This is a genomic window from Microbacterium sp. 4R-513 (genome assembly GCF_011046485.1).
Classification (GTDB): domain Bacteria; phylum Actinomycetota; class Actinomycetes; order Actinomycetales; family Microbacteriaceae; genus Microbacterium.
On sequence record NZ_CP049256.1, the window covers coordinates 473,643 to 489,248 of the forward strand.

At 70.1% G+C, this 15,606-nt stretch carries 13 protein-coding genes; 6 read left to right on the forward strand and 7 right to left on the reverse strand.

Annotated features, from left to right (window positions below):
* The first annotated feature begins 99 nt into the window (after positions 1 to 99).
* The 4 genes from G5T42_RS02185 to G5T42_RS02200 are packed head-to-tail and all read left to right on the forward strand — an operon-like array spanning position 100 to position 4,616.
* Positions 100 to 2,427 (forward strand): sigma-70 family RNA polymerase sigma factor, encoded by a 2,328-nt coding sequence (locus tag G5T42_RS02185; protein WP_165124829.1) that lies wholly within the window; start codon positions 100 to 102, stop codon positions 2,425 to 2,427.
* A gap of 10 nt (positions 2,428 to 2,437) precedes the next feature.
* Positions 2,438 to 2,830, forward strand: a complete 393-nt coding sequence (locus tag G5T42_RS02190) for a YrdB family protein (RefSeq protein WP_165124832.1) — start codon at positions 2,438 to 2,440, stop codon at positions 2,828 to 2,830.
* Positions 2,827 to 4,221, forward strand: coding sequence for an FAD-linked oxidase C-terminal domain-containing protein (locus G5T42_RS02195; protein ID WP_165124835.1), 1,395 nt, complete (start codon positions 2,827 to 2,829; stop codon positions 4,219 to 4,221). Before G5T42_RS02190 ends, G5T42_RS02195 begins: the two co-directional genes overlap by 4 nt.
* A complete protein-coding gene (locus tag G5T42_RS02200; RefSeq protein WP_165124838.1) occupies positions 4,218 to 4,616 on the forward strand; it encodes an NUDIX domain-containing protein in 399 nt (132 codons plus the stop codon). The genes G5T42_RS02195 and G5T42_RS02200 overlap by 4 nt, the downstream gene beginning before the upstream one ends.
* Positions 4,617 to 4,688: 72 nt before the next feature.
* Here G5T42_RS02200 and G5T42_RS02205 read toward each other — a convergent pair whose 3' ends face one another.
* From G5T42_RS02205 to G5T42_RS02230, 6 genes are all read right to left on the reverse strand, one after another.
* The gene (locus G5T42_RS02205; protein ID WP_165124841.1) at positions 4,689 to 5,468 is read right to left on the reverse strand and encodes a glucosamine-6-phosphate deaminase; all 780 of its coding nucleotides are present in this window, start codon (positions 5,466 to 5,468) and stop codon (positions 4,689 to 4,691) included.
* Positions 5,461 to 6,411: an ROK family protein gene (locus G5T42_RS02210; protein WP_165124844.1), complete on the reverse strand. Its 951-nt coding sequence runs from the start codon at positions 6,409 to 6,411 to the stop codon at positions 5,461 to 5,463. Before G5T42_RS02210 ends, G5T42_RS02205 begins: the two co-directional genes overlap by 8 nt.
* Before the next feature lie 43 nt (positions 6,412 to 6,454).
* Positions 6,455 to 7,282 carry a carbohydrate ABC transporter permease gene (locus tag G5T42_RS02215; RefSeq protein WP_241246026.1) on the reverse strand — a complete coding sequence of 276 codons (828 nt, stop codon included), beginning with the start codon at positions 7,280 to 7,282 and terminating at the stop codon, positions 6,455 to 6,457.
* Between the two features lie 80 nt (positions 7,283 to 7,362).
* Complete coding sequence (locus G5T42_RS02220) at positions 7,363 to 8,355, reverse strand: sugar ABC transporter permease (protein ID WP_165124850.1); 993 nt, start codon at positions 8,353 to 8,355, stop codon at positions 7,363 to 7,365.
* Positions 8,356 to 8,488: 133 nt separating this feature from the next.
* Complete coding sequence (locus tag G5T42_RS02225; protein WP_165124853.1) at positions 8,489 to 9,733, reverse strand: extracellular solute-binding protein; 1,245 nt, start codon at positions 9,731 to 9,733, stop codon at positions 8,489 to 8,491.
* A gap of 105 nt (positions 9,734 to 9,838) precedes the next feature.
* Positions 9,839 to 11,041, reverse strand: a complete 1,203-nt coding sequence (locus G5T42_RS02230) for an ROK family transcriptional regulator (protein ID WP_165124856.1) — start codon at positions 11,039 to 11,041, stop codon at positions 9,839 to 9,841.
* 145 nt (positions 11,042 to 11,186) lie between these two features.
* Between G5T42_RS02230 and G5T42_RS02235 the strand changes: the two genes are divergently transcribed.
* Together G5T42_RS02235 and G5T42_RS02240 are read left to right on the forward strand one after the other, a co-directional pair.
* Complete coding sequence (locus G5T42_RS02235; RefSeq protein ID WP_165124859.1) at positions 11,187 to 11,654, forward strand: hypothetical protein; 468 nt, start codon at positions 11,187 to 11,189, stop codon at positions 11,652 to 11,654.
* A gap of 96 nt (positions 11,655 to 11,750) precedes the next feature.
* Positions 11,751 to 13,253, forward strand: coding sequence for a L,D-transpeptidase family protein (locus G5T42_RS02240; protein ID WP_165124862.1), 1,503 nt, complete (start codon positions 11,751 to 11,753; stop codon positions 13,251 to 13,253).
* Positions 13,254 to 13,322: 69 nt separating this feature from the next.
* Here G5T42_RS02240 and G5T42_RS02245 read toward each other — a convergent pair whose 3' ends face one another.
* Positions 13,323 to 15,542, reverse strand: a complete 2,220-nt coding sequence (locus G5T42_RS02245; protein ID WP_165124865.1) for an NADP-dependent isocitrate dehydrogenase — start codon at positions 15,540 to 15,542, stop codon at positions 13,323 to 13,325.
* Between the last annotated feature and the right edge of the window lie 64 nt (positions 15,543 to 15,606).

The following is a 15,606-nucleotide window of genomic DNA, read 5'->3' on the forward strand; positions in this document are numbered from 1 at the left end:
CGTAGCGCGAAACCGCGAGACACAGGAGAATGGACCCACTTGGGGGGACGGTCGACGACGACTGAGGCGGTCCCGAAACGTGCAGATCCGGAGTTCCGCGTGACCAGCATCGACAGCCCCGGCGAGGCCTTGGAAACGGGCGACAGCTCAGAGCCCGCCGACGCCGACCTCGTCCTGCGCACCCGTTCGGGCGACAAGTCCGCCTTCGGGGAGCTGTGGTTCCGCCACTATCGGTCCGGCATCACCGTCGCCCGCTCCGTCAGCCCGACGCTCGACGCGGACGACCTCGTGCAGGAGGCGTACGCCCGCATCTACCAGTCGATCCTCCGCGGGGGCGGTCCCACCGGATCGTTCCGCGCCTACCTCTTCACCAGCATCCGCAACACCGCGGCCGGCTGGGGCCGCGCGGGCCGGGAAGACACGATCGACCTTCTCGACACGCTGGAAGACCCTGCCACGAGCGATGAGGCGACGGATGCCGCGCTCGACCGTGGTCTCACGCATCGGGCGTTCCGCAGCCTGCCGACGAGGTGGCAGGAGGTGCTCTGGTACACCGAGATCGAGCAGATGAAGCCGGCCGAGATCGCGCCGCTGCTCGGCATGAAGCCGACGGCCGTCGCCCAGCTCGCCTTCCGGGCGCGCGAGGGCCTGCGCGAGGCGTGGATCCAGGCTCATCTGCAGTCACTCGCGGACGGCTCCGAGTGCCAGTGGACGATCGAGCGCCTGGGAGCCCACGCCCGCGAGAACCTGTCCCGTCGTGACCGGCGCAAGGTGGACGAGCATCTCGCGGATTGCGCGCGGTGCACCATCGTGGCGGCTGAGGCGAAGGATGTCTCGAGCCGGCTGGCCCTCGTGCTCCTTCCTCTCGCTCTCGGTGCGACCGGCGCCGCGGCCTATCTGGCGACGCTTCAGGGCGGTGGCGTCCCGGCCGTGGCACTCGCGGCGAGTGCTGCTCCGGCGGTGCCGTCGAGTCTCGCCGTCGCACCGACGGCCAAGATCGCCGGAGGCAGCACCTCGGGAGCAGGCGGCTCTGCGGCTGCGGGCGGATCGACGACGGCCGGCGGATCGGTCGCGGCCGGGTCGACGGCCGCGGGCGGCACGACGGTCGGTGGAACGGCCGCGGCAGGCGGATCGGTGGCCGCCGGCGGCTCTGCCGCAGCGGGCGGGTCTGCCGTCGCCGTCGGCTCTGCCGCGGCGGGCGCTGTCGGCGTCGGCACGGCCGCCGCCGCAGCGGGAGCGGGAGCGGGCGGAATCCTCTCGGGAATCGGCGCGATGGTCGGCGTCACGACAGCGGCAGCCGTCCTGGTGGGATCGGCGGTGGCTGCGTCGATCGTCGCCCCCGAGGCCTTCGGCCTGACTGCTCCCTCCGCCGCGTCGGACACCACCACCACTAGCCAGACTTCGGCGGATGATCCGACGGCGATCTTGGCCGAGGAGACGTCCGACGGGGCCGCGGATCCCGGCGCGGGCACGGAGGTCGTCCCGGGCCTCTCGTTCCCCGCGGGCATGCCCTCGGCCGGCAGCGCGAGCGTCTCGTGGGCGGGCGAACAGCCGACCTTCACGATCCCCCTGTCGGGCGACGCGGGCGCAACAGTGGAAGTGCTCTTGAACGGCTCCGTCGCCTCGGCGACGTCCCTCGATGCCGGAGGCGGCGGAAGCGCCTCGATCGCGCCCAACTACGGTCTCGTCAACAGCGATGCGCGCGTGGGCCTCCGCTACCGGGTCGGCGACTGGACCGGTGCGACTCGGTCTCTGCGTCTGAGCGACATCGCCGACCTCGCCGCCGTCGCCGCGGCCATGAAGCCGCAGCCGAACGACAGCCGCCCCGACTCGTCCGACCCGGGCACCACGGTCGAACAGGGAAGCACTCCTGGCCAGGGCGGCACCACGGGCACGCAGGGGAACGGCCCCACGCAGAACAAAGGCAATCCCACCGGCAACGGCACGACGAACGGCAAGGGCGCTTCGAGCGGCGGCGCTTCGACGGGGACCACCGAGAACGACACGACCCACTCTTCCACCGGCAAGAGCGGTGCAACCGGGACGTCCACCACGGGCAAGGGCACGACCGCGACGACGGGCAAAGGCAGCGGCGCGGCGACCGGAAAGGGCGTCACGGTCGCAACGGACCCCATCACCGCCTCCACCACCGACAGCATCCTGAGCGATCCGAGCACCACGACCGCGTCGAGCGGATCCAACCGCAACACCACCCCGGCCAACGCCAACGCGGCGGGCGGCAACGGCAACGCAGCCGGCAACGGCAACGGGTCGGGCGGCAACGGGAACAGAGGCGCCGCGAGCGGGAAGGCCACCGCCTCGGCCGGCAACAAGACTGCGGTGCCCCCGTCCACCGTCACGCCGACGCCGGTGGAGGAGCCCGCACCGACCCCGATCACGGACGAGGCGGCGCTGCCCGCGTCTTAGACTGGAGGTCATGCCCGACACTCCAAACGTCCGCCCCACCGCACCGGCCGAGCCGGAGCCGGGCACGCGGGCACCCCTCTCGGGCATCGACATCCTGGCCTTCCTTTGCGAGCTGTTCGCGTTCGCCTCGCTCGCCATCTGGGGCTTCCTCTTCTGGGCCTTCCCGTGGAACATCGTCTTCGGCATCGGCGCGCCGATCGTCGCGATCCTCGTGTGGGCGCTCTTCGTCTCGCCGCGCGCCGTCTTCGGTGTGCACCCCTTCATCCGCGCGCTCGTCGAGCTGCTCGTCTACGCGTCGGCCACCATGGCGTGGTGGAGCATGGGGCAGCCCTGGATCGGACTCGGCTTCGGGATCGTCGCCGTGACGATCGGCGTCTTCGCAGGCCGGCGCCGATTCGCGTGAGCGCGACCGCCGACGACGTCGTCGCCCGCCTGAGCGCCGTCCTCGGCGACTGTCTCGACACCTCGGAGGCGGCACGACAGGACGCCCGCGCCGACAAGTCGGGGCACGCGGCATCCGGTCTCCCCCTCGCCGTCGTCCACGCGCAGTCCGTCTCGGACGTCCAGCAGACGCTGCGCATCGCGACCGAGACCCGCACCCCGGTCGTCACCCGCGGCGCGGGCACGGGGCTCGCCGGCGGCGCCAATGCCGGAGGCGGAGAGATCGCGCTCTCGGTCCGCGCGATGCAGCGGATCCTCGAGGTGCGTCCCGACGACCTCCTCGCCGTCGTCGAGCCCGGGATCATCAACGCCGAGCTCAACGCCGCGCTCGCGGACTACGGCCTGTGGTGGGCGCCCGATCCCGCGAGCCGTGCGATCGCGACGGTCGGCGGCAACATCGCGACCGGCGCCGGCGGCCTCCTGTGCGCGAAGTACGGTGTGGTCCGGGATGCCGTGCTCGGCGTCGATCTGGTGCTCGCCGACGGGCGGCTGCTGAAGCTCGGTCACCGTACGGTCAAGGGCGTCACTGGCCTGGACCTCACGTCGCTCGTCATCGGCTCGGAGGGCACGCTCGGCGTCATCGTCGGCGCGACGCTCAAGCTGCGACGCCTCGTGCCGGGCACGGTCGCGACGATCGCCGCGACTTTCCCCGACGTGCGGACGGCGGCCGAGGCATCCGCTGCCGTCACGGCATCGGGCGCGCAGCCGGCGATCATGGAGCTGATGGATGCCGCGTCCCTCCGCGCCGTCCACGCCCTGCTGAGCCTGGGGCCGCCGACCGCGGGGGCCGCGCAGCTCACGATCCAGACGGACGGGCCGGCAGCCGATGTCGAAGCCGACGCGATCGCCGCCGTCCTGCAGGCGACGGGCGGCACTGTCGCGGTGACCCATGATCGTGAAGAGGGCGAGCGTCTGCTCGCGATCCGCCGCTCGATGCATCCGGCGATGGAGACCCTCGGGACGACGCTCATCGAGGACGTCTCGGTGCCCCGGAGCATGCTTCCCGCGATGTTCGACGAGATCGCCCGCGTCGAGCGAGACCACGGCATCGTCATCCCGACCGTCGCGCACGCGGGTGACGGCAACCTCCACCCCAACTTCGTGTTCGCCGGCGAGGTGGGCCCCGACGGCACGGTCGAGGTCCCGCCCGCCGTGTGGGACGCCGCGGACGACCTCTTCCGCGCCGCGCTGCGGCTCGGCGGCACCCTCACGGGCGAGCACGGTGTCGGGGTGCTCAAGCGGCGCTGGCTGGCCGACGAGCTGGGCGACGACCAGTGGCGGCTGCAGCGGGACATCACACGCGTCTTCGATCCGCTCGGCATCCTCAATCCGGGCAAGGTCTTCGCGGAGTGACCCGCGACATCCGCGTCAGCGCCGCCGTGGTGACCGATGCCGCGGGCCGCGCCCTCGTCGTCCGGAAAGCCGGCACGTCGCTGTTCATGCAGCCGGGAGGCAAGCGCGAGCCGGGCGAGTCGGCGACCGAGGCGCTCGTGCGCGAGCTTCGGGAAGAGATCGGCGTGGTCGTCGGCGAGGATGCCCTGGCCCCGCTGGGAGTCTTCACGACGGATGCCGCGAACGAGCCCGGCCATCGCGTCGTCGCCGATGCCTTCCGCCTGGAGGTCGATCCCGCGCGGGTCGAACGCTCGGGAGAGATCGAAGAGCTTCGCTGGATCGCCGCGGGAGACGCGGCATCCACTCCCCTCGCACCGCTCAGCCGCGACCTGCTCCTGCCGCTCGTCTGGGGGTAGCGGGCCCGTCCGGTTGCTGAGCTCGGCGAAGGGCCGGGGTCCGACCCTTCGACGAGCTCAGGGATCGAGGCGTCAGAGGCCCTGCCAGGCCGGCTTGTTGTCGTAGGTGTAGCGGTAGTAGTCGGCGTGGTTCAGACGCGAAGCGGCCGCCTCGTCGACGACGACCGTCGCGTGGGGGTGCAGCTGGATCGCCGATCCGGGAAGGGATGCCGTGAGGGGGCCCTCGACGGCACCCGCGACGGCCTCGGCCTTGCCCTCGCCGAAGGCGAGCAGCACGAGGTGCTTGGCGCGGAGGATCGTGCCCAGGCCCTGCGTGATGCAGTGACGCGGCACGTCGTCGACCGAGTCGAAGAACCGCGCGTTGTCGTCGCGGGTCTGCTGGGTGAGGGTCTTCACCCGCGTGAGGGACGCGAACGACGAGCCGGGCTCGTTGAAGCCGATGTGGCCGTCCGTGCCGATGCCGAGGATCTGCAGGTCGACGCCTCCCGCCGCGACGATCGCCCGCTCGTACTCCTCGCCCGCGTGCTCGATGCCCTCGAGCGACCCGTTCGGGACGCGGATGCGCGCCGGGTCGAGGCCGAGCGGCTCGACGACCTCCCGGTGGATGACGGATCGGTAGGACTCGGGATGCGCGGGGTCGAGGCCGACGTACTCGTCGAGCGCGAAGCCGCGCACGCGCGACACGTCGACACCGGCGAGCCGGGGGGCGAGCGCCTCGTAGACAGGAAGCGGCGTCGAGCCCGTGGCGAGACCCAGGACCGCCTCCGGGTCGGCCCGCACGAGCCGCACGATCTCGTCGGCGACGAGAGCGCCGGCGGCCGCGGCATCCGGAACGATGACGATCTCAGCCATGCGTCAGCACCTCTTCCGGCTCGGGGTCGTGGGCGCCGATGAGCGCGGCGCCGAGCGCTGCGGCCGGTGATCCGGTCGGGAGGAGCTCGACACGCTCGTCGAGGCGCAGGGAACGCATGAACGGGGATGCCTCGGCACTCGCGGCGAGTTCGGCCGAGACATCCGTCATGAGGCGATCGCCGAGAGCCGTGACACCGCCGCCGAGGACGACGACATCGACGTCCGCGGTCAGCACGAGGATTCGAACGGCCGCCGCCACGCCGCGCGCGAGGCCGACCCGCAGAGACTTCGCCTCGGGGTCGCCCGCATCGGCGGCGTCGAAGACGTCCCGGACCGGCAGCTGGCCGGGCCGCCCCCAGCGCTCGGCGATCGCTCCCCCGCCGGCGAGCGCTTCGATGCAGCCCCGCTGTCCGCACCGGCAGAGCGGGCCGTGCGGATCGACCGAGATGTGCCCCACTTCGCCCGCCGTGCCGCGGGCCCCGCGCCACAGCTCGCCGTCCGCGACGATGCCCGCCGCGATGCCGGTGCCGAGGTTGAGGTACGCCATCGAGCCGTGCCGGAGATCGAGGCCATGTGCGCTTCCGCGCAGCGCGTAGGCGCCGAAGGCAGCGGCCTTCACGTCGTTCTCGACGCGGACCGGCATCCCGACCATCGGAGCGACAGCCGCTGCCAGGTCGAGCTCCTCGACACCCAGGTTCACGGCGTGCGAGACGCGGCCGGTTCCCGCTTCGATCTGGCCCGGGATGCCGATGCCCACCGATTCGATCTCTTCGAGGGCGATCGCGGCATCCGTCGCCACCGCGTGCACCGCCGCAACGGCGGTCCGCACGATCTCCTCGCCGCCCCAGCCCGTCGCGAGACGGACGCGCGCGGCGACCGCGCCGTCGGCGTCCACGACGACCGCGTCGGTCTTCGTGCCGCCCATGTCGAGTCCGACTCTCATCGGCCGTCCTCCCGTCGGGAGGCGGCTGCTCTGCCCGCGCGCATCAGCCCTTGACCGCCCCTGCGACGAGGCCGCCCGTCATCCGGTTCTGTACGAAGAGGAAGAACACCACGACCGGAATCGCGACGAGGGTGGAAGCCGCCATCAGCTCCGCCCAGTTGATGCCTCCGTTGGGGTCGAGGAACGTCCGCAGCCAGACCGGAAGGGTCATGGCCTCGGGACGCGGGTTGAGGACGAGCGCGAAGACGAACTCGTTCCACGCCTGGATGAACCCGAAGATGCCGGTCGCCACCAGACCCGGCGCGAGGAGCGGGAACGTGATGCGCCAGAACGCGCCGGAGCGGCTGAGTCCGTCGATCATCGCCGCCTCCTCGAGCTCGGCGGGCACGCCGTTGACGAAGCCGCGCAGCGTCCAGATCGTGAAGGGAAGGACCGTGGCGATGTAGACGGCCGAGAGGCCGAGCACCGAGTTGAGCAGATGCCAGCCGTCGATGAGGCGGAAGATCGAGATGATCATGGCCTCGGCGGGGATCATCTGCACGATGAGGATGGCCACGATGAAGGTCACGCGGCTGCGGAACCGGAAGCGCGTCACGGCGAGCGCGGCGCAGAAGGCGAAGAGGAGCGCGACGACGACCGTGATCGCGCTCACCATCACCGAGTTGGCCAGAGCGGGGCCGAACGGCGCACGGGTGTGGCCGAGGATGACGTTCGAGTAGTTCTGGATGGTGAAGTTGTCGGGCCAGAAGTGCAGCTCGGAGCCGCGGATCTGGGCGTTGGGCTGGAAGGACGTGTTGAGCATCCAGTAGACCGGGAACACTGACGCGACGAACACCACGATCGCGGCGATGCCGGCCAGGATCGAGCCGATGCGGGGTCGGCGGCGGCGAGCGGACGGCGGGGGCGCCGTGCTCGGGGACGGGGCAACGGGGGCCGGGGCGGTGACGGCGGTCACAGCGTCTCCTCCTTCGCACTCTGGCGGACGTAGAAGATCGAGGCGATCGAGAGCATCAGGACGATCAGCACCGAGACGGCGCCGCCGACCCCGAAGTCGCCGGAGCCCAGCGATACGCGGTAGATGTACACGCCGAGCGTGTTGGTCTGCTCGGCGAGGCCGCCGATCGACTGCAGGGCGTAGATCTGGGTGAAGACGCGCAGATCCCAGATGATCTGGAGGATCAGGACGATCACGAGGATCGACTTGATGTAGGGCACCACCACGAGGAAGAACCGCTTGGCGGCGCCTGCTCCATCGAGCTGCGCGGCCTCGAGGACCTCGTCCGGCACCTGGGTGAGACCGGCGTAGACGGTGAACGCGACGAACGGCACGGCGCCCCACACGATGATGACCGCGGCGACGAAGAAGAAGCTGAGCGGCTCGATGAGCCAGGAGTGGCCCTCGAAGTCGAGCCCGAACCAGTTCGTCAGGACGTGGTTGAGCACGCCGTACTGCGTGTCGAAGATCCAGCCCCACACGATCGTGGCGGACAGGGGCGGCATCGCCCAGGCGAGCAGCAGACCCACGGACACGAGGGTGCGGAGGAAGGCGCCGAGGCGGTTCAGGAGGAGGGCAACGAGGACGCCGAGGACCATCGTCGCGACGACGCACACGAAGGCGAAGCCGACCGACCGCCCGAGCACGCCCCAGAACTCCGGGTCGGTCAGGATCGAGATGTAGTTGTCGAACCAGACGAACTCGGGCGGGGCGCCGAACACCTGCGCGCGCCCGTACTTCTGGAATGACATGATGAGCAGCTGCAGCAGCGGCCAGCCGGTGATCGCGACGAGGGCGATGAGGGCCGGGATCAGCAGGGCGTACGGCGTGAGACCGCCCGCCTGCATGAAGCGGCGGCGTGCGGGCGGCCGCTCCGGCGGCGCCGTCAGGTGGCCTTCGCCATCGACCGGCAGCACCGCGGGGGTGAGCCTGCTGGACGCGGTGGACATGGGAACTCCTGGGGGAAGCTAAGCATGGGACCGGGCCGGCGGCGAGTGTTTCACGCCGCCGGCCCGGGTCGACGCACGAGGCGTCGAGGATGCGCCCGAGGGCGCAGGGAAGAGGGGCGAGCCCCTCCCCGGGTCAGCCGTTGAGGATGTCCTCGATCTTCTGGTCGACCTCTTCGGCGAGCGACTGCACGTCGCCGCCCTGAGCGATCTTGACGAAGAAGTCCTCGAGCACGCGCGAGGCCTCCACCTGCGCCCAGTTGGGCGACGCGGGCGTCAGCTTCGCGTTCGCGGCGGCCTCGGTGAAGGCCTTCGCCTCAGGGGTGTCGCCGAGCGTCGAGGCAAGCGACTTCTTGGCCGGGATGAGGCCGTTCTCGCCGTAGATCTTCTGGAACTCATCGCTCTCGATGATCTCGAGCGCCTTCTTGGCGAGCTCGGGGTTGGCCGACTTCGCCGAGATGCCGATGTTCGAGCCGCCGGCGAAGACCTGCGCCGCGCCGCCCTTCATGCCGGGCAGGGCGTAGACGAACGGAGCGTCCGGGTGCGGGTCGGTCTCGCACTTGCTGGCCAGGCCCAGTGCCCAGTTGGGGGCCGAGAACTGAGCGGCGGCACCCTCGCAGTACGGGGTCCACGGCTCGGCGTTGTCGCCGTCCTTCGGCGCGAGCGAGGCCGTCGTCATGAGGTCCTGAACCTGCTTGAGGCCCTTGACCGACTCGGGCGAGCTCAGCTGAGCGTCCCACTTGTCACCGTCCTGGACGGCGATCTCGCCGCCGTTCTCCCAGATGAAGGGAAGGGCGTTGTACCAGTCCTGACCGGCGAAGTAGATGCCCGACTTGCCGGGGTTGGCGGCGGCGAGCTCCTTGGCCTTGGCGATGTAGTCGTCGAGGCTCGCGGGAGCCTCGGTGACGAGGGCCGGGTCCGCGAAGACGACGCGGGCGCCCGAGTACAGCGGGGCGGCATAGAACTTGCCGTCGTACGAGCCGGCCTCGACGAAGCCCGGCAGCAGGTCGTCGCCGCCGAGGTCCTCGTAGATGTCGGAGATGTCGAGCAGCGCGCCGACCGACGTGAAGGCCGGGGCCTGCGTGTTGCCGAACTCGACGAGGTCGGGGCTGTCCGAGCTGGAGAGGCTCGTCGTCAGCTTGTCGACGAGACCGTCCCAGGTCTGCTCCTCGATCGTGAGGGTCGAACCGGGGTTCTCCTCCTCGAACGTCGTCTTCAGGTAGTCGCGTGCGTCCTGAGGCGTGTCGGCGCCGACAAGCCAGACGCGGATCTCTTCGCCCTCCGCGTTGCCCGTGGAGCCTGCATTGCCTCCCGTGGAGCAGCCGGCGAGGACGAGCGCCGAGGCGCCGAGCAGTGCGAGTGCTCCGAGCGTCTTCTTCATGGTGTCTTCCTTTGTGTTTTTCTCTTGGTGTGAGGAGGGGCCGGGCGGCCCATCCGGGGGGAAGTTCGGGTGTCCGGGATGCCCCGGGAGCACGGTCGGGCTGTGCTACGACACCCCCAGTTGTCCCGACAGGACCATGACGGCGGCGCCGCGCAGGACGATGTCCTGGCCTTGCTCCGTCATCCGCACGCGAACGCCGTCGTGGAACTCGGCGAGCGTCCGTGCGCGGAGGGTCTCGACGGTCGCTTGCGCGAGAGGCCCGTCGAGAAGTTCGGTGGGGCCGGAGAGCACGATCTCCGAAACGTCGAGCACGCCCACGACGGGCGCGAGCGCGATGCCCAGGCGCTCCCCCGCGTCGCGGAGGATGCCTTCGCGGGCGGCGTCGTCGGATGCCTCGGCGAGCCGCGCGGTGAGCGGCGGCACTGCCAGCCAGGCCTCGAGGCATCCCACCTTGCCGCACACGCAGACCGGGCCGCCATCGGTCCCGACGGTGACGTGGCCGATCTCCCCCGCGGCGAAGTGCGCACCGCGCATGGGCTGACCCGACGCGAGGAGGCCGGAGCCGACACCTCGGCCGACCTTCACGAGGAGCACGTCGTCGCCCGCTCCGCCGAATGTGTACTCGGCGAGCACAGCGGCGTTGGCGTCGTTCGCGACGAGGACCGGGAGGTCGAGGGCCCCGCGCAGCGCCGTCTCGAGGTCGAACCCGGCCCAGCGGAAGTTCGGGGCGGTGAGGATCACGCCCTGATCGTCGACGACACCGGGAGTGCCGACGCCGATCCCGAGCACGGGAGCGTGCGATTCGGCGACCAGGTCGCGCGCGAGGGCGACGACCGTCGCGACGACGTCTCCGTCGATCGGCGGCACGGGCACCTGGCGGCGGGCCACGATGTCACCGTCGAGCTTGAGCACCGCGCCGATGAACTCGTCGCTCCCCGAAAGGTCGATCCCGACGATCCGGTGGCCGTCACGGTCGAGGTCGACGAGCATGGCCGGCTTGCCGGGACCGGATGCCTCGCGCACGCCCTTCTCGGCGACGAAGCCGTCCGCGATCAGCTCACCGACGAGATCGGAGATGGTGACCCGCGTGAGGCCCGTCTCGCGCGACAGGTCGGCGCGGCTCATCGCGCCCTGGTGGAACAGCGTCTGCATGACGAGCGACCGATTGTGGCCGCGGGCGTGCTCGGGGAGCACCTTGCCGCCCTGGCGGAGCGCGCGCCCTGGGCCGAACGTGCGGCCGGCGGCTCCGTTGGCAGCGTGCGGCGGCTCGAGAGTGGAAGAGCCGCGCTGCACTTCCGATGCAGACATGTTTGTTAGTAGACCTTACGAACAAACAATCCGCAAGTGATCGGAGGGGTTTGAACGGCGGCTTTACAAACTTGTTACATTCCGCTTCGATCACTCCCTCTTAAGAGGTTGGATGCCGTCGCCTAGGCTGAGCGGCGGAGGAATCATGAACCGCCGCATCGCCATCGTCTCCCTGTCCGCCGCCGTGCTGCTCGGGCTCGCCGGCTGCACGCTGCCATCCACCAACGGCGCGGCGACTTCGTCGGAGCCGTCCTCCACCGCAAGCACGACGAGCTCCGCCGACGGCCAATCCGTCGAGGACGCCTGCGCCCTGATCCAGGACACGATCGCCGAGGCGACGGACGAGTTCGGCAAGGCCGCGACGGAAGACCCCGCACAGGTCGTGGAGGCCATGAAATCGGCCGCCGACAAGCTGACGGACGCGGCATCCCAGGTCACGAACGAAGATGTCGCAGCGCTGCTGCCCGACCTGCAGGAGATGTTCGCGAAGACAGCGGAGACCATGCAGGGGATCGTCGACGGCGATGTGTCGAAGCTCGAAGACCTCACCTCGCTGGGCGATGAGTTCCAGGACACGAGCCAGCGATTCCAGGAACTCTGCGCGCCAGAATGACCTCGCGCGGTCCACTGTGATAGGACCGTTGCCCTTTTGGAATACGTCATCCCGTAGCATGTAATGGCATGTTCGGGAGCCGGGGGGTTTGAAGGCATGACCGATCTGGCTACGAGGCCTGACGCCAACGACTCGTCACCTGACGACGGGACGGCGATCATCGACGACGTCACGACGCAGTCCGACGACTCCGGCGAGACGCCGCCGACGACGTATGAGTGGGCTCCGACAGAGCCCGCGCCGAAGAAGCGCCACCTGGGGCTGTGGATCGGGATCCCGGTCGCCGCAGTGGCCATCGGCGTGGGCGTCACGTCTCTCTTCCTCATCGCGCCGGGCACCTCGATCGCCGGCGTACCGGTCGGGGGCCTGACCCCGGGCGCCGCGGCCGAAGCCGTTCAGCAGCAGCTCGCGACGACGACCATCGTGCTCACCGGACCCGGCGGCGACGCCGAGGTGACGGCAGCCGAGCTCGGCGCGACGATCGACGCCAAGGCGCTCGCCGACGAGGCGTTCGCCCAGCACCCGGCCTGGAACCCGACGACGTGGAACGCGACGCCGGCCGAGGTCGAGGTGACGCTCGACCCCGCGACCGCGACCGAGGCCCTGCGCGCCGCCGTGCCGTCGATGTACGTCGACCCGACGGATGCGACGATCGGCTTCGATCCCGCGAGCGCGACCTACGTCGTGACCCCGGCCGTCGACGGCCAGGGCATCGACGTCGCGTCCGTCGAGGGTGCGCTGACGGATGCCTTCGCCTCCGGCGACACGAACATCGACCTCGCCGCCGCCACCGCGCCGGTCCCGGCCGAGGGCACGACCGCGGTCGCCGAGGCCACCGCGGGACAGCTCAACGGCATGCTCGACAGCGCCGGGTTCTATGTCGGCGACGAGCGCACGGTTCCGATCGACCGGGCGACGTTCGCCTCCTGGCTCACGGTGACGCCCGCCGATCGCGGGACCTTCACGATCAGCGCCGACCCGAACGCCATCCAGCCGACCGTCGACGGTCTCGCCGCCGCCGTGAACCGCGCACCCGTCGACTCCACGACGATCGTCAATGCGGCGGGCCGGGTGCTGAGCACGCCGACTGCCGGCGCCGTGGGCCGCGAGCTCGGTGCGACCGACGGCATCGCGAAGGCCTTCGCCGACCAGATCGGAGCCGGCAACGCCGTGTACGCGCTCCCGGTCACCGAGGTGCCGTTCCACACGACGAGCCTCGCCCGCATGCTCGAGGTCGACCTCAGCGAGCAGCGCCTCTACGTCAAGGAGAACGGCAACGTCGTCGACTCCTGGCTGATCTCGAGCGGCGCGAACAACACCCCGACCTACACGGGCCACTACAACATCGGCTACAAGGCCACCGTTCAGACGATGAACGGTTACAACCGCGACGCCGCCGGCAACATCACGGGCACGTACTCGACGCCCAACGTGAAGTGGCCGATGTACTTCAACGGCGGCCAGGCCTTCCACGGCGTGTACTGGCACAACAACTACGGCCACACGATGAGCCACGGCTGCGTCGGCATGCCGGAGTGGCGCGCGCAGTGGATCTACAACTGGGCGCCGAGCGGCACCGACGTCTGGATCCACAACTGATCTGACGGATCGCCGGCGAACGAAGAAGAGCGGATGCCGAGGCATCCGCTCTTCTTCTGTCTCAGCTGATCAGCGCAGCGCGTCGATGATCCCGTTGAAGGTCGCCGACGGACGCATGACCTCGTCGACGAGCTTCGTGTCGGGGCGGTAGTAGCCGCCGATCTCGACCGGCGATCCCTGCACCGCGAGGAGCTCGTCGACGATCGTCTGCTCCTGCGCCGCGAGCGACTCCGCGACCGGGCCGAAGGCTTCGGCGAGCTCGGGGGCGGCCGTCTGCTTCGCGAGCTCCTGGGCCCAGTAGAGCGCGAGATAGAAGTGGCTTCCGCGGTTGTCGATCGTGCCGAGCGCGCGGCCGGGCGACTTGTCGTTCTCGAGGAACGTGCCGGTCGCGGCATCCAGCGTGTCGGCGAGCACCTGTGCCTTGACGTTGCCCGTGAAGGTCGCGAGATGCTCGAGCGAGGCCGCCAGCGCGAAGAACTCGCCGAGCGAATCCCAGCGCAGGTAGTTCTCGGCCAGGAGCTGTTGCACGTGCTTCGGGGCGGACCCGCCGGCGCCCGTCTCGAACAGGCCGCCGCCGGCGAGGAGTGGGACGATGCTGAGCATCTTCGCCGACGTGCCGACCTCGAGGATCGGGAAGAGGTCGGTGAGATAGTCGCGCAGGACGTTGCCCGTGACCGAGATCGTGTCTTCGCCCTTGCGGAGGCGGTCGAGCGAGTACTGGGTCGCCTCAGCGGGAGCCAGGATCTCGATCGTCAGGCCCTCGGTGTCGTGCTCAGCGAGGTACTCGTGCACCTTCTCGATGAGCGCGGCGTCGTGCGAGCGGGTCTTGTCGAGCCAGAACACGGCGGGGGCGCCGGTGGCGCGGGCGCGCGTGACCGCGAGCTTCACCCAGTCACGGACGGCGATGTCCTTCGTCTGCATCGCGCGCCAGATGTCGCCCGGCTGCACGGCGTGCTCGAGGAGCACGTCGCCCGCGGTGTTCACGACCTGAACGGTTCCGGATGCCTCGATCTCGAACGTCTTGTCGTGGCTGCCGTACTCCTCGGCCGCCTGCGCCATGAGGCCGACGTTGGGAACGGTGCCGATGGTGGCGGGATCGAGGGGACCGTGCGCGATGACGTCGTCGATCGTCGTCTGGTAGACGCTGGCGTAGGACGAGTCGGGGATGACGGCGAGCGTGTCGGCCTCTCCCCCGTCGACGCCCCACAGCTTGCCGCCGTTGCGGACGAGCGCGGGCATCGAGGCATCCACGATCACATCCGACGGTACGTGCAGGTTCGTGATGCCCTTGTCGGAGTTGACGTACGACAGGCGCGGGCCGTTCTGCAGGTCGGCCTCGATCGCCGCGGCGATCTCGTCGCCGCCCTCGATCGACCCGAGGCCCGCCAGGATCGCGCCGAGGCCGTCGTTGGGCGTCAGCCCCGCCTCGGCGATCTTGTCGCCGTAGCGGTCGAAGACGTCGGCGAAGTACGCCTTCACGACGTGCCCGAAGATGATCGGGTCGCTGACCTTCATCATCGTGGCCTTGAGGTGCACGGAGTAGAGGACGTCGTCGTTCTTGGCGGTCTCCAGCGTCTCGGCGAGGAACGCGTCGAGGGCGGCGGCCGAGAGGAACGTGGCATCCACGATCTCGCCGGGAAGCACCTTCAGGCCCGTCTTCAGCGCCGTCGTCGTGCCGTCGGCGGCGACGTGCTGAATCGTCAGGACGTCGTCGGTGGGAATGACCGTCGTCTTCTCGTTGGACTTGAAGTCGTCGTGGCCGAGGGTCGCGACGCGGGTCTTCGAGCCCTCGGCGAACGCCTTGTTGCGGTGCGGGTGCTTGCGCGCATAGCCCTTGACGGCGAGCGGAGCACGGCGGTCGCTGTTGCCCTCGCGGAGGACGGGGTTGACGGCCGATCCCTTGATCCGGTCGTAGCGCGCGCGGACGTCCTTCTCTTCGAGCGTCTGCGGCTCGTCCGGGTAGTCGGGGATGTCGTAGCCCTGGCCCTGCAGCTCGGCGATCGCGCCCTTGAGCTGCGGGATGGACGCCGAGATGTTGGGGAGCTTGATGATGTTCGCCTCGGGCAGCGTCGCGAGGCCGCCGAGCTCGGCGAGCGCGTCACCGACCTGCTGCTCGGGCGTCAGGTTCTGCGGGAAGGCCGCGAGGATGCGGCCCGAGAGCGAGATGTCGCGCGTCTCGACATCGACACCTGCCTGGCGCGTCACCGCCTGGATGATCGGCAGGAATGAGGCCGTCGCGAGAGCCGGCGCCTCGTCGGTGTGGGTGTAGATGATGGTCGATTCGGTCACCTGAGTCGTCTCCGTTCGGGTCGCCGTCCCAGCCTATCGCAAGGAGCCAAAGTATCTTGACGTC

Bases quoted from the DNA above. Each gene is read 5' to 3' on its own strand.
- G5T42_RS02220 (WP_165124850.1), bottom strand. From the start codon at position 8,355: ATGTCCACCGCGTCCAGCAGGCTCACCCCCGCGGTGCTGCCGGTCGAT.
- G5T42_RS02240 (WP_165124862.1), top strand. From the start codon at position 11,751: ATGACCGATCTGGCTACGAGGCCTGACGCCAACGACTCGTCACCTGAC.
- G5T42_RS02230 (WP_165124856.1), bottom strand. From the start codon at position 11,041: ATGTCTGCATCGGAAGTGCAGCGCGGCTCTTCCACTCTCGAGCCGCCG.
- G5T42_RS02225 (WP_165124853.1), bottom strand. From the start codon at position 9,733: ATGAAGAAGACGCTCGGAGCACTCGCACTGCTCGGCGCCTCGGCGCTC.
- G5T42_RS02235 (WP_165124859.1), top strand. From the start codon at position 11,187: ATGAACCGCCGCATCGCCATCGTCTCCCTGTCCGCCGCCGTGCTGCTC.
- G5T42_RS02190 (WP_165124832.1), top strand. From the start codon at position 2,438: ATGCCCGACACTCCAAACGTCCGCCCCACCGCACCGGCCGAGCCGGAG.
- G5T42_RS02205 (WP_165124841.1), bottom strand. From the start codon at position 5,468: ATGGCTGAGATCGTCATCGTTCCGGATGCCGCGGCCGCCGGCGCTCTC.
- G5T42_RS02210 (WP_165124844.1), bottom strand. From the start codon at position 6,411: ATGAGAGTCGGACTCGACATGGGCGGCACGAAGACCGACGCGGTCGTC.